Source organism: Pseudomonas sp. S2_B10 (assembly GCF_054668425.1).
Map to the genome: position 1 here is coordinate 126761 of NZ_CP162768.1, position 14325 is coordinate 141085.

Genomic DNA, 14325 nt, shown 5'->3' on the forward strand with positions numbered 1-14325 from the left:
CACCGCGTCGCCGTTTTATTGCGTTAAAGATTTCAGCAGGAAGGATTCACATGTCATCGGCTGTTCGCTTTTCTCGTACCAAGCTTTCCACTGGCCTGTTGCTGGGTCTGAGCTGCACCACTGCCCTACCCGCGCTGGCCGCCAGCGACTCCGATCTGCTGACCCGCAGCACCCTGACCGGTGACTGGGGCGGCTTGCGTCATCAACTCGATGAAGACGGCATCAAGTTCACTGGCGATTACAGCGGCGAAACCGCCTACAACGCCGACGGCGGCCTGCACCGTTCGGCGCGCTACTCGCAGAACATCAAACTCGGCGTGCAGTTTGATCTGAGCAAACTCTACGGCGTCGACAACGCCGGCAAAGTGCAACTGACCATCAACGACCGGCGCGGTAACAGCGCTTCGGAAGATCTGGTCGGCAACCGCCTGCCGATTCAGGAAAACTACGGCGGCCTGTACACGCGCCTGACGGAACTGAGTTACGAGCGCAGCCTGTTCACCCCGGCGCTGAACGTGAAGCTCGGCTACATGGCCATGGGCAACGACCTCGGCGGTCTGGATAGCGGCATTCTGTGCAACTTCATGAACGCCGGTTTCTGCGGTCACCCGCTGAACATGTCCGGCGGCAGCGGCTGGACCAACTACCCCAACGCGCGTCTGGGCGTGCGGGTCAAATACGACCTGTCGCCGTCCTGGCAGCTGCGTGTGGCAGCGTTCAACGTCGATCCAGAAAGCAACGGCAATTCCAGCCGCGCCTGGCATCTGGGGCCGAAGCACACCACCGGCACCGTCGTGCCGATCGAGCTGGTGTACAAGCACGCCGGCGAGCTGCCGGGTGAGTACAAGCTCGGCTATTACTACGACAGCTCTGACGTCAAACGCATTGGCAGCGACGATGAAGTGTCCGGTCGTGGCGGACATTATTTGTTGATCGATCAGGCCGTATGGCGTTCGCCGACCTCCGAGGGCCGCAGCCTGCATGCGTTCGGTCAGTATTCGGCGGCCAGTGAAGCCGCCTCGCCGTTCAGCAAGTGGTACGGCACCGGCGTGGTTTTGTACAAACCGTTCGAAGGCCGCCCGCGTGACACCGTGGCCCTGGGCTATGGCCGCGCCGTGCCGAACCCGCGCAGCCGCGATGTGCAACAGGATGCCGCGCTGGCCAATGGTGCTGCGTTTCCGAATCTCGATAGCGCCGAACAATTGATCGAGTTGGGCTACGGCTACCAGGCCACCCCGTGGCTGACGCTGCGCCCGAACCTGCAATACATCATCGAACCGGGCGCGTTTTCCGGGCAGGACATCGACAATGCTTTGGTGGTGGGTTTGCAGGTGAAGGCTGCGCTATAAGTCCCTGCGAAACACAAAACCACTGTGGGAGCGAGCCTGCTCGCGAAAGCGCCGGGTCAGGCGACTGCGATGTTGAATGTGTCGCCGCCTTCGCGAGCAGGCTCGCTCCCACAGGGGATTTGTGTTGGATCAGGGAATTGTGATTCGCCGCGCGAAACTGTAGGAGTGAGCCTGCTCGCGATGGCATTGGTTCAGACAACCGCTATCTTGAATGCTCCAACCAAGCCCTTCAGAGCACCGACCACCAGCCCCACCTGTCGAAATTAATTCCAGCCCATCGGTGAATTATTTCGTGTCCGCATGTATCTGAGCCAGAAGAGCCGGCGCCATCATGGAGATGGCATCGCAGCGGTAATCTGGATCAGCGAGCGGGAACAGCGCAATGAAATCACGCAAGAACACCGTCAAACCGATCGGTTTGAAAGACATCACCATTGTCGACGACGCCAAGATGCGCAAGGCGATTACCGCCGCCGCACTGGGCAACGCCATGGAATGGTTCGACTTTGGCGTCTACGGCTTTGTCGCCTATGTGCTCGGCAAGGTCTTCTTCCCCGGCGCCGATCCCGGCGTGCAAATGATCGCCGCGCTGGCGACCTTCTCCGTGCCGTTCCTGATCCGTCCACTGGGCGGTTTGTTCTTCGGTGCGCTCGGCGACAAGTACGGACGGCAGAAAGTCCTCGCCGCGACCATCGTCATCATGTCCCTGAGCACCTTCGCCATCGGCCTGATTCCGTCCTATGCCTCGATCGGCATCTGGGCGCCGATCCTGCTGTTGCTGGCGAAAATGGCGCAGGGTTTCTCGGTCGGTGGCGAATACACCGGCGCCTCGATCTTCGTCGCTGAATACGCGCCGGACCGCAAACGCGGCTTCCTCGGCAGCTGGCTGGATTTCGGCTCGATCGCCGGTTTCGTCTTCGGTGCCGGCGTGGTGGTGCTGATTTCAACCATCCTCGGTGAACAGCGCTTCGAAGAATGGGGCTGGCGGATTCCGTTCTTCCTCGCCCTGCCGCTGGGCATGATCGGCCTGTATCTGCGCCACGCCCTGGAAGAGACCCCGGCATTCCAGCAGCACGTGGAAAAACTCGAACAAGGCGACCGCGAAGGCCTAGCCGGTGGCCCGAAAGTGTCGTTCAAGGAAGTCGCGACCAAACACTGGCGCAGCCTGATGACCTGCATCGGCGTGGTGGCGGCGACCAACGTCACCTATTACATGCTGCTCACCTACATGCCAAGTTACCTGACGCACAACCTGCACTACAGCGAAAACCACGGTGTACTGATCATCATCGCGATCATGGTCGGCATGCTCTTCGTGCAGCCGCTGATCGGTTTCATCAGCGACAAGATCGGCCGCAAGCCCTTCATTGTCGTCGGCAGCATTGGCCTGTTCATCTTCGCCATTCCGGCGTTCATGCTGATCAACAGCGGCAGCATCGCGCTGATCTTCTCCGGCCTGCTGATCCTCGCGGTGCTGCTCAATTTCTTTATCGGTGTGATGGCCTCGACCCTGCCGGCGATGTTCCCCACCCACATCCGCTACAGCGCGCTGGCCAGTGCCTTCAACGTCTCGGTGCTGATCGCCGGTTTGACCCCGACTGCCGTGGCCTGGCTGGTGGAAAGCACCAACGATCTGTACATGCCTGCGTATTACCTGATGGTCATCGCCGTGGTCGGTCTGGTCACTGGCGTGACCATGAAGGAAACCGCCAACAAGCCCCTGCGCGGCGCGGCCCCGGCGGCTTCCGACCTGGAAGAGGCCAAGGAGTTGTTGCAAGAACACCACGACAACATCGAGCAGAAAATCGAAGACATCGATGCCGAGATCGCCGAGTTGGAGGCCAAGCGCAAAGTGCTGGTCCAGCAGCATCCGCGCATCAATGAATGATCCGCTAGACGCAGAAAAAATCGGCGGGGCCATCACCCCGCCGATTACTCGAAGCGCGGCTTGGTGTTAAATAGGCGCCAGTCTTGACCTTGTCGCTTAAAGCCGTGCAACGAGAACCGCTATGAATACTCCTGCCCCAAACAACCACGCTCAACAGGTGACCCCATGATCGAAGTCACCGAAGTCTCCATTGCCCAACTGCGCGCCGCCCTTGAATCCGGCCAGACCACTGCCGTGGAGCTGGTGCAGGCCTATCTGGCGCGCATTGATGCCTACGATGGCACCGACACCCCGACGGCACTCAACGCCGTCGTCGTGCGCAACCCTGAAGCGCTGAACGAGGCCCGCGCCTCCGACGCCCGCCGCGCCAACGGTGAAACCCTTGGCCCGCTCGATGGCATCCCCTACACCGCCAAAGACAGTTATCTGGTCAAGGGCCTGACCGCCGCTTCCGGCAGTCCGGCATTTGCCGATCTGGTCGCCCATCGCGACGCCTTCACCATCGAACGCCTGCGCGCTGCCGGGGCGATCTGCCTGGGCAAGACCAACATGCCGCCGATGGCCAACGGCGGCATGCAACGCGGCGTCTATGGCCGCGCCGAAAGTCCGTACAACGCCGCTTACCTCACCGCCCCGTTCGCCTCCGGCTCGTCCAACGGTGCCGGCACCGCCACCGCTGCGAGTTTTGCTGCGTTCGGTCTGGCCGAGGAAACCTGGTCGAGCGGTCGCGGCCCTGCGTCGAACAACGGCCTGTGCGCCTATACCCCGTCGCGCGGGGTGATTTCGGTGCGCGGCAACTGGCCGTTGACCCCGACCATGGACGTCGTCGTGCCGTTCGCGCGGACCATGGCCGACCTGCTCGAAGTGCTCGACGTGGTCGTCGCCGAAGACCCGGACACCCGTGGCGACCTCTGGCGCCTGCAACCGTGGGTGCCGATCCCGCGCGTCAGCGAAGTACGCCCGGCTGCGTACAGTGAACTGGCCGCCGATGCCAAAGCCCTGGCCGGCAAACGCTTCGCCATCCCGCGCATGTACATCAACGCCGACCCCGACGCCGGCACCAGCGAAGCCCCCGGCATAGGCGGCTCGACCGGCCAGCGCATCAACACCCGCGCGTCCGTGATCGACTTGTGGCAGCAGGCACGTCAGGCCCTTGAGGCCGCTGGCGCCGAAGTCATCGAAACCGACTTCCCGCTGGTCTCCAACTGCGAAGGCGACCGCCCTGGCGCGCCAACCGTGTTTACCCGTGGGCTGGTGTCGAAAGAATTCCTCCACCATGAACTGTGGGATCTGACTGCCTGGGCGTTCGACGACTTCCTGCAAGCCAATGGCGACCCGAAGCTTAATCGTCTGGTCGATGTCGACGGGCCGAAGATCTTCCCGCACGACCCGGGCACCCTGCCCAACCGCGAAGGCGATCTGGCCGCCGGCATGGACGAATACGTGCGCATGGCCGAGCGTGGCATCACGCCGTGGAATGAGATTCCTACCGTGCCTGACGGCCTGCGCGGTCTGGAGCAGACCCGGCGTATCGACCTTGAAGACTGGATGGACAACCTCGGCCTCGACGCCGTGCTGTTCCCGACCGTCGCTGACGTCGGCCCGGCCGACGCGGATGTCAATCCTGCTTCGGCCGACATCGCCTGGAGCAACGGCGTCTGGGTGGCCAACGGCAACCTCGCGATCCGCCACCTCGGCGTTCCGACCGTCACCGTGCCCATGGGCGTGATGGCCGACATCGGCATGCCCGTCGGCCTGACCTTCGCCGGCCGCGCTTATGACGACTCGAACCTGCTGCGCTTCGCCGCCGCCTTCGAATCCACCGGCAGCAAACGCCAGATCCCACCGCGTACACCGCCGCTGGCTTAATGCACTGCGTCAGCTCCCACAAACCCTGTGGGAGCTGGCTTGCCAGCGATGGCGGCCTGACGGCCGCCACAGTTCTAATTGACTACCCCCGACTCCCACAGGTTTTGTGGTGAAAGCTGCCAACTCAGCACATCAACCCAATCCTCTTTGTTCCCGATCTTCGATCATCAGCGCCATCCTGATGACCACCGGCCCTGACCATGATCAACCGCGCGCCCTCCCGCCTCACCCTGCTTGCCATGCTCTGCGGTCTGACCGGCACCGCCCATGCCAGCGGCTTTTTCGACGACGCCAAAAGCGATGTTCTGCTGCGCAACTTCTACCTCAGCAACGACTACCGCTCGCCCACGCCCTCCGGAAAAAACTACAAACAGGAATGGGCACAGGGCTTTATCGGCAACTTCTCATCCGGTTTCACCGAGGGCACAGTCGGTTTCGGCATCGACGCCCACGCTTTCGCCGGCCTGAAACTCGACGGCGGCAAGGGCCACTCCGGTACTGGTCTGCTGCCCGTCGACAGCGATGGTCGCAGTGAAAACAACTATTCCAGCGCTGGCGGTGCGTTCAAGCTCAAGGTCTCGCGCACCACTTTGGCCTTCGGCGAAATGACCGTGGAAACCCCGGTCTTCGACACTTCCGACAAACGCCTGCAACCGGAATACGCCACAGGCTTTTTGCTCAACAGCGCCGAGTTCGACAACGTCAATCTGGTCGCCGGGCACTTCACCGCGTTCAAGAATCAGGATAGCTCTTCCGGCCAAGGCGACTTCTACGGTTACGGCGCCAACACCGAAGCAGGCGGCATCAGTTTCGTCGGCGCCGACCTGTTCGGCAGCAGCCCGGTCGGCGGCGCACTCTACGCCTCAGAACTGAGCGACACCTGGCACCAGTATTACGGCAACCTGCATTTTAAACAGTCCGGCGTGCTGCTCGACGCCAACCTCTACCACACCCGCGACACCGGCCGCGCAGTGGCCGGCGAGATCGATAACACCGCCCTTAGCCTCTCCGGCAAATACAGCTTCGGCCCGCATGCGGTGATGCTCGGCTGGCAGCGGATCAATGGCGACACGCCGTTCGATTTCGTCGGCGGCGACTCGATCTACCTCGCCAACTCGATCAAATACGCCGACTTCAACGGCGCCAACGAACGCTCCTGGCAAGCCCGCTACGACCTCGACCTCGGCGCTTTCGGCATCCCCGGCCTGAACTTCATGACCCGCTACGTCAGCGGCAGCCACATCGACGGTACGCACGCGCCCAAGGGCGGCGCCTACAACCCGTTCGACGCCGACAGCGGCGACTATCAACCGCAACAGGGCGATGGCGGTAAACACTGGGAACGCGATATCGACCTGAAATATGTCGTGCAATCCGGCGCCGCGAAGGATCTGTCGGTGCAGCTGTCGCACGTCACCCACCGCGCCAACGAGGCGCAGGCTGGCGATGATATTGACCGGATTTACGTGGTCATCCAGTACCCGCTGGGTTTCTGAACTACCCACTCAGCTCTTGCTGAAAACGGGATTCCAACTGTGGGAGCGAGCCTGCTCGCGAAGAGGCCATCAATGCCGTCGCAATTCTTCGATTTAAACGAAGCTGTTTAAAAGACACCTGCTGACACGGTCTCAAGGCTACAAATCCTTGCGCCATTGCCTACAGCCAAGCCAGAATCCGCCGGCTTGTGCGCCTTGAGGGCGGGTTCTATTGTGGTGCGGTCGCTGACTGTTCAGTGATCGGGTTTAGCAGCCTGGCAAATTTTCAAGGTACGCTGGCTCCGCCTCTCTATTTATGGCGGCTTGCGTGGGGCACTTCGGTGCGCCGGGATCCTTGAGCCTGGTCTGCTAACCCGCGTAAAGCCGCCACCCTCTTCGTTTAGCAGCGAAGGCTGACGGCTCCATTTCTCAAGGAGCTTTACCATGATCAAACCAACACCCAACCCACCCGAATCCGACCCCACCTCCCCCTATGAATCCCTCGATTCCAAAAAACTCCACCAAGCCGCCGACCGCGCCCTCGACCACTACCTCTGCCCACCCGGCTCTACTCCACCGCCGTTCAGCCCCCGCGCCATGTACGCCGTCACCGCCGACACCAAAAACGAAGACTTGCTGGCCAATGCCTGCGAAACCCTCGCCTCGGCCAAAACCATCGCCCAGGAATTCGCCGGGCTGGTCAAACCATCGCAGCGCCGAACGCTGATGGGGATTGCGCAACTGATCATGCTCGGGGAACTGGCGGTGAATCGGGTGCTGGATAATCTGGAATTGCCGGGGTAATGCGGGCCGGCTGAGTTATGCGATGCCCGTGCCGGCCTCTTCGCGAGCAGGCTCGCTCCCACATTGATCCTGGTCGGACGCAAACTTTGCGACCACTGAAGGAACCTGTGGTAGCGAGCCTGCTCGCGATCACAAAGGGGACGGATTATTTAACCCGATGGATGTGCTCGGGTGGCAGATTCGTTTGCGGGTCTGACGCACACAAGGTCAAAAGATCGCAGCCTTCGGCAACTCCTACCTCGTTTTGTAGGAGCTGCCGAAGGCTGCGATCTTTTGATTTAAGGTATGAGGGTTAATGCTCCGCAATCATCAGGCCCGATCATGACTACCGTACGAAAAATCAGCAGCGCAACTGAACAGCAGGCCGGCTAAAACCTCAGGTCGAAGCGGATCGCGATGCGGATGGCAACCAGTGCAGCGAGGATTCGACTCATCTTGAGCAAAAACAAAACGCTGAGTTGGAAACCATCCGCGCCGGGCTCAAAGAAGGCGAACCCAGCGGAAAACCTCAGACCTTCGATGCCGAAACAATCAAATTCAGAATGTTGAAGGTCCTGGAATTGCAAACTCGACTGCAGGACTGACCTCCCCCGCAAACCCTAAATGCCGAAACACAAACCCTGTGGGAGCGAGCCTGCTCGCGAAAGCGTTGGCTCAGTCACTGAACTGTCAACTGACGGATGCGTTCGCTTGCAGGCAGCTACATGAGTTTCGCACCTATAGCCCCTTACCGTCCGTCGCACAACCACTCATACCTGTCAGAGTTGACAGGTGACGATGTGGCCCATCTCGCATTAGATGCAGCAAGAGCGATCCTATGTCACGCAAGGAGAATGCGATGAGCCGCATCCGTAACTTGGTTGAACCTTTTGCACTGACCCGCCCGTACGCCCCCGAAATGGTTGAGCTGGAACCTGCAATGGCAGACGTCCATGGCGGCGTGACCATTGTGAAAGCCAATGAAACCGAGGGCTTGTTGGTCCTCATGCTGGCTTACTTGAATCAGACCAAGAACGATAAGCTCATCCTGCTGGTCAACGACAACAAAGGGCCTAGCACCACCATCGCTGAGGGCAAGGAAAGCGACGATACACCTCTGCGCCTGCCTGCCGGCTTACTGCAAAAAGGCCTTAACCGCATCAAAATTCACATTGAGCGCACGTCCGGGAATGATGAACTCACACCTGAGCTGGTGCTCTACCATCGAACCTCTCCGCCCGGTGATTTACCACCGGCATTGAGTCTCACTGTCAGCCACAAGGTCATCAACCAGGCGGAAGCTGACAAGTTCAAGGTGACTGTCACCTACGATAACCTGCAGTGGTATGACCGGATTTTTGTGTTTTGCAATGGCGCGCATCACCCATACCAACTCACACCCGGCAGTGCGTCGCCCCTGCCTCCCGTGCCAAAAAGTGTCGTTATCGACATCCCGAAAGAAAAGCTGATCGAGGGTGGCAACGATAAAACCTTCGAAATCAAATATCGCGTTGTCGACTACCTGACCAACCCGTCCGGCCCTCCAACCTGGTCCGATGCCGTGTTCGTGGAAGTGGATCTGGACAAGATCTCTCTCGTTCCACCAACACTTGTAAACGCCACCTCTCCCATCGACGTGCTGGCAAGTGAAGGCGGAGTGAGGGTACGAGCCGAGTTCAACGCCGCTTTGACAAACGACAAGGCGACTCTGAAAATTGTCGGTGGCGTACCGGGATCACCATTTCCGCAAGTGGTATTCAACACCAACAAACGCGCCAATTTCACATTCAGTGTGGCATTCCTTCTCGCTCATCAAGGTAAAACGATCCAGGTGTTGTGGGTATTGATTCGTGATGGCTTGCCCAGCGGCGAATCCCCTCCTCTGGAGGTGGTCATCGATAAAATCGCGTTGGATGACCCGCGGTTGCCGACACCGAATATTGCAGGGGAAACCGGACAGCAACTCAATGTTCCGGAACTACCGAGTGATGCGCGGGTGCTCTCGGAAAAAATTCCACTGATGCAACAAACCCACCCGGTTTGGGTTGATTTTGAAGGCGTTGACGCGGATGGGAACCCGGTAACCAACGAAATCTCGTCAGGCGGGCGCAGTGAATTGGCTGACAGAATTTCGTTACTGGCGCAGGTCGAGTGGTTGAAAAAACTGAAAGATGGAAGCCAGTTGAAAGTGGTTTGTGCGGTCAATCTTGATGGGGTTAAGGACAAGACAAAAGCGGTACCGCTTCGGGTGCGCACTTATACGGTGAGTGTGGCCAAGGCATTGGAGATTGATACGACGCCGATGGTGCTGGACGGTCCCCATTTCTTTCCAGCACCCGCGCCGTATGCCCCCCCTTCGATGCGACGGCCTATTTAGACGATAACGCGCAGCAAATTCGCGAGGCCCAAGGCGGTGTACCACCTTATCAATACAGCTCATCGAACACTGAGGTTGCTTCAGTGGATGAGGATACCGGCCAAGTTGTCTCCATTCGAAATGGCATCGCCCGTATCAATGTAAGTGATATGAATGGAGAAAATGCCAGTTACGAAGTCACATGTGAAAATGTTTATGAACTGGTCTATTCTTCGCAGCCACGTAACCATGCACAGGCCATGTCGTGGTTGGCATCAATCGGTGCTCGGCCATTCCCCGGCGGTTTGTCTCCTGGGGTAGATGATCCGACCGGCAAAGCCGCGAGTTTTAGCTTTCAAAAATTAAATGGACCGGCCACACAATATTGGTATTCTTCATATATTTTTAATCTAACCGGTTTGCCCTATGCATCAGTCGCGAGAGTGAGCGCCAAAGAAGCCCAATGGCAAACTAAGCCATACGTCGGGGGAATTAGTGCAGTAGGTGCAAATTGGACAGGCACAGTTAACAATCAATCAATTGGATACCGCTCTAGAATCCGGTAGAAAGTTCTCTAAATACAGACCACATTATTTAACGCGCTCGGGAGTTGGTAGCGAATCGAGTTCTGAATCTGGAGAAATCACAGCAATGCAGAAAGGCTGAGTTATTGGCTATTCGTTCCGGCCCCTTCGCGAGCTGCCTCGCTCCCACAGTTTGATCGCATTCCAAATGTGGGAGCGAGCCTGCTCGCCAAGGCTGAGTATCAGTCACTGAGATGTCGACTGAAAACCGCATTCGCAAGTTGGCTCGCTCCCACAGGGCATTGCATCCGCAGCGGCCTACCATTCGTCGCGAAACCACCATCTACTGTCAGATCTGACAGTAGCCAACTTCCCCCACCCGGTATCTGATATCTCCATCCCGGCCAGCCCTCCCTGGCCGTCTCATCAGGAAGGTGTGCGATGGACAATGCTCAACCCGACAACGACGTCATGACACTGCATCCCGTGAAAATATACCTGGCGATCGAGGGCGTGATCAGCGATCCGCCAGCCATACCCCCCATACACGCGTATGGCTTGCCATTGCGGATATTCAGGGAACTCACACGCGATGGAGTCAATGCCGCTGGTGTGCAGGTAGTGGTCGATCCACCTGTGGACGTTGGTCAATATGTCGACATCCGGCTCTACATCAACGGTGTGCAGAGCGGCATTCCACAGCAAGTCGTCAACGAGAGAATGACCTTCTCCGTGTTCCAGAGGGAGTTTCGCGACGGGGTCATCAACAAAATCCAATACATGCTGAAAAGCATCGCCGGCAATGAAAACAAATCCATCGAAGCGTGGGCGCTCTACAACGACACGTCGCCCGGCGGCAATGATGTGCCTGGGACCGGTGATCATCCGGATCTGCTGATCAGCCTGCCCGAAGAGCTTGGAAATCCGGCAGTGATTGACAAGGGTCAGGCTGAGAAAGGCGTACTCCTGACGTTCGATTACCCTTATTGCCGAGCCTACGATGCGGTGGAATACGAGATCAATCGCCAGCGTTTCACTCACAGGGTGACGCCGGAAGAAGCCGGCAAGCCGTTCTCGGTGCTGATTGATTCCGACAGGCTGAAAGAAATCGGCAGTATCACTAACTGCCCGTTCTCCTACACCGTGATTGATCAACTGAAAAATCCGACCCACCAAAGCCGCTGGTCGAAGTTCATTTTTGCCAACATTGATCTTGAGCGCACATTTCTGCCCAAGCCACTCTTGCGCGAAATTGCGGACGATGACATGGACGATCCCGCGCTTGTGGACCTCGAAAAACTCGACGGTCGGCCGCTATTGATCGTCATTTCTCCCACTACCTCGCATTTTCAAAAGGGCGACACGGTCAAGGCGTTTTATCGGCTGAACGAAGCGGCCGAGAAATCGACTCAACCGGGCGTGATCACCGACAGGTTCGGGGTACTGCAACCCTGCATTCTGGAACTACCCAACGATCAGCTGACTTCCGGCGCACGCTTGCAGGTGCGGTTTGAACTGGAACGGCCAGCGGGCAACGTCATTGGTCATTCCGGAACGGCTGAGGCCGAGATCATTGGCGAAACGGCGCCGGATCTGCTATCGCCAAAAATCAAACAAGCGCCAGGCAACAGCCTGGATCCGTTTGCGGCGAAAGATGCGCTGACCGCGCTGGTCTTCGATCCTTCCATTCAACTCAATGATGTCATCGAAGTGCGTTGGACCGCCGCCCCGGGCGTTCCCGCCGATGGCTCCGATACCTCGCCGCCTCACGTGGTCAGAGCACTGGGGACGCAGGAGATTGCGCTGGATAACAAGGTGCTTGCATACAGTTTCGGCAGGAACGTCACTGTGGATTACAGCAAGACAACCGGATCTGAAACACGGGATTCCCTGCCGCTGACACTGACCGTGCAGGACATTGCCGACGGCCACCCCGGATTGCCCACGCCGGCGATTGATCGGGTGACGGGAGATGTGCTGGATCCGGCGGATTTGTTGCCGACGGATCATACGCGGACGGCGGCTTGGCCATTCATTGCCTTGGGGCAAAGGATTTGGCTGACGTATAGGGAAATCAAGCGTGATGGCAGTACGGGGTTTGTTGAAGAGGCTTATAAGGGGAAAGAGGTAACGGCGGAGGACTTGGGTGGAATATACAGTGCCATTGGACAAGTTGCTGATGTGGGAAGAAGACTCAACACTTGAGATTGAGGTGAGGGTTTCTTTTGATAGGACTGAAGATGATCAAATATCCTTGCCGAAGAAAATGTATACGATCAAGAAAGCCCTCGATGATCTGACTACTTTTACTAATTATGAGAGCAATGGCTGGCAATTTGAGCAAGGAGCAGGATCAATAGTCAAAGAGAACGATGAGTACTATGCATACTCCCAACCAGGCCAAAATACCGCATCCTTATACATTTCAAAATCATATCACCACCTTGAGAGCGGGGAATCATGTGCTCTCAGCTTCGACTATATGAGCTCGCATCCCATAAACTTCAGTATCTTTATGACGCCACACTTGAACGCGCCCAATAGAATAACTTTATTGGGCCCAATATTATCTGGCACTAACAACTGGAAAAATATCCTCATGAAATTTTTTCTCGGCACACCACAAACAACAGCGCATTCAAGAATATTTATAATGTTGCAGGCACCTTCAACCATTAAAATAGACAATGTTCGACTAAAGAAAATACCGCGAATCGAAATTGAAAATAATGCCCAGCCATTCACATTGACGAGCAATAATTCGGCTCCTAGCGGCAATTAAGGTGCGAAACCGTTGTAGTAATGCAAACGAAAAGCAAAGAAAAGGTGACGGAGATATATAAGAGTAATTTAAACAGCACGCGTGATCGAGGTTATTTTTCACTGGCCGGGATGGTCCTTTCGCGACCAGCTTCGGCGCAATGCTTCGATTTAAACGAAACTGTTTAAAAGACACCTCCAGACACGCCTTCCAGGCTACAAATCCTTGCGCCATTACCTACAGCTACGCCAGAATCCGCCGGCTTGTGCGCCTTGGGGGCGGGTTCTATTGTGGTGCGGTCGCTGACGAATCAGCGATCGGGTTTAGCGATCCGACTCATTACAGACGCACCAATGCCCAGTCTCAATTGCATTTTTCGATCTGCACTTGATGTCTTGGTGGCTGTGCGTGGGAGACCTTCGGGTCTACCCGGGGTTTCTGTGACCCGGATCGCTAACCTGCGTACAGCCGCCACCTTTACTTGTTTAGCGATGAGCCGTGGCGGCTAAATCAACCACGGAGTCTCACCATGATCAAACCAACACCCAACCCACCCGAAACCGATCCCACCTCCCCCTACGAATCCCTCGATTCGAAAAAACTTCACCAAGCCGCCGACCGCGCCCTCGACCACTACCTCTGCCCTCCCGGCTCAACCCCACCCCCCTCAGCCCCCGCGCCATGTACGCCGTCACCGCCGACACCAAAAACGAAGACTTGCTGGCCAATGCCTGTGAAACCCTCGCCTCCGCCAAAACCATCGCCCAGGAATTCGCCGGGCTGGTCAAGCCATCGCAACGCCGAACGCTGATGGGGATCGCGCAGCTGATCATGCTCGGAGAGTTGGCGGTGAATCGGGTGCTGGATAATCTGGAGTTGCCACAGTAGCGGGCCTCGCTAAAGGATGCTGAGTGAGGCGCCTTCGCGGGCAAGCCTACACAGGGTTTTCTGTCAATCACATGGCTTCGTTCACGCCGCCAACTTTGTGGGAGCGAGCCTGCTCGCGAATGCGGTGGGTCAATCCCTGAGATGTCGACTGATATACCGTTTTCGCGAGCAGGCTCGCTCCCACATAAGTTCGCGGCTGCCTCTGAATAACTGGCGAACCAAACGGGCCAGACTACGTTTCTCCTGCATTCAGAATCAAAAGATCGCAGCCTTCGGCAGCTCCTACATCGATTTGTAGGGCTGCGGAAGGCTGCGATCTTTGCTTTTGGGAGACTGGCGGAAGACAGCCGGAGTTGAACCTGCCCGGGAACGGATGCCGTCCCCAACCGGGTTTGAAGCCCGGCCGCGCCACCGGGCGCGATTGTCTTCCTG

Annotated in this window: 9 protein-coding genes, 1 tRNA gene and 1 pseudogene; 10 read left to right on the forward strand and 1 reads right to left on the reverse strand. The window is 57.7% G+C overall.

What is annotated here, in order from left to right; genetic code table 11:
- Window positions 1-50: 50 nt before the first annotated feature.
- The 10 genes and pseudogenes from AB4O45_RS00565 (at window position 51) to AB4O45_RS00610 (ending at window position 13893) form a co-directional block, all read left to right on the forward strand.
- Window positions 51-1349, forward strand: a complete 1299-nt coding sequence (locus AB4O45_RS00565; RefSeq protein ID WP_457263079.1) for a carbohydrate porin — start codon at window positions 51-53, stop codon at window positions 1347-1349.
- 382 nt (window positions 1350-1731) lie between these two features.
- A complete protein-coding gene (gene proP / locus AB4O45_RS00570) occupies window positions 1732-3237 on the forward strand; it encodes a glycine betaine/L-proline transporter ProP (protein WP_041480305.1) in 1506 nt (501 codons plus the stop codon).
- A gap of 165 nt (window positions 3238-3402) precedes the next feature.
- The gene (locus AB4O45_RS00575) at window positions 3403-5106 is read left to right on the forward strand and encodes an amidase (RefSeq protein ID WP_460160920.1); all 1704 of its coding nucleotides are present in this window, start codon (window positions 3403-3405) and stop codon (window positions 5104-5106) included.
- A gap of 200 nt (window positions 5107-5306) precedes the next feature.
- Window positions 5307-6602, forward strand: coding sequence for an OprD family porin (locus AB4O45_RS00580; RefSeq protein ID WP_460160921.1), 1296 nt, complete (start codon window positions 5307-5309; stop codon window positions 6600-6602).
- Window positions 6603-7025: 423 nt separating this feature from the next.
- A complete protein-coding gene (locus AB4O45_RS00585) occupies window positions 7026-7385 on the forward strand; it encodes a DUF6124 family protein (protein ID WP_073476221.1) in 360 nt (119 codons plus the stop codon).
- A gap of 838 nt (window positions 7386-8223) precedes the next feature.
- A complete protein-coding gene (locus AB4O45_RS00590) occupies window positions 8224-9741 on the forward strand; it encodes a hypothetical protein (protein WP_460160922.1) in 1518 nt (505 codons plus the stop codon).
- Window positions 9742-9824: 83 nt separating this feature from the next.
- A complete protein-coding gene (locus AB4O45_RS00595) occupies window positions 9825-10286 on the forward strand; it encodes a hypothetical protein (RefSeq protein WP_460160923.1) in 462 nt (153 codons plus the stop codon).
- Window positions 10287-10685: 399 nt separating this feature from the next.
- Window positions 10686-12449, forward strand: coding sequence for a hypothetical protein (locus tag AB4O45_RS00600; protein ID WP_460160924.1), 1764 nt, complete (start codon window positions 10686-10688; stop codon window positions 12447-12449).
- Complete coding sequence (locus AB4O45_RS00605; RefSeq protein WP_460160925.1) at window positions 12424-13026, forward strand: hypothetical protein; 603 nt, start codon at window positions 12424-12426, stop codon at window positions 13024-13026. The genes AB4O45_RS00600 and AB4O45_RS00605 overlap by 26 nt, the downstream gene beginning before the upstream one ends.
- Before the next feature lie 508 nt (window positions 13027-13534).
- Window positions 13535-13893, forward strand: a pseudogene (locus tag AB4O45_RS00610) (DUF6124 family protein).
- Between the two features lie 334 nt (window positions 13894-14227).
- Here the strand turns inward: AB4O45_RS00610 and AB4O45_RS00615 are convergent.
- Window positions 14228-14323, reverse strand: a tRNA-Sec gene (locus AB4O45_RS00615).
- Window positions 14324-14325: the final 2 nt, after the last annotated feature.

Coding starts and splice junctions, on each gene's coding strand:
- AB4O45_RS00600 (WP_460160924.1), top strand. CDS start 10,686: ATGGACAATGCTCAACCCGACAACGACGTCATGACACTGCATCCCGTG.
- AB4O45_RS00575 (WP_460160920.1), top strand. CDS start 3,403: ATGATCGAAGTCACCGAAGTCTCCATTGCCCAACTGCGCGCCGCCCTT.
- AB4O45_RS00590 (WP_460160922.1), top strand. CDS start 8,224: ATGAGCCGCATCCGTAACTTGGTTGAACCTTTTGCACTGACCCGCCCG.
- AB4O45_RS00605 (WP_460160925.1), top strand. CDS start 12,424: ATGTGGGAAGAAGACTCAACACTTGAGATTGAGGTGAGGGTTTCTTTT.
- AB4O45_RS00585 (WP_073476221.1), top strand. CDS start 7,026: ATGATCAAACCAACACCCAACCCACCCGAATCCGACCCCACCTCCCCC.
- AB4O45_RS00580 (WP_460160921.1), top strand. CDS start 5,307: ATGATCAACCGCGCGCCCTCCCGCCTCACCCTGCTTGCCATGCTCTGC.
- AB4O45_RS00565 (WP_457263079.1), top strand. CDS start 51: ATGTCATCGGCTGTTCGCTTTTCTCGTACCAAGCTTTCCACTGGCCTG.
- proP (WP_041480305.1), top strand. CDS start 1,732: ATGAAATCACGCAAGAACACCGTCAAACCGATCGGTTTGAAAGACATC.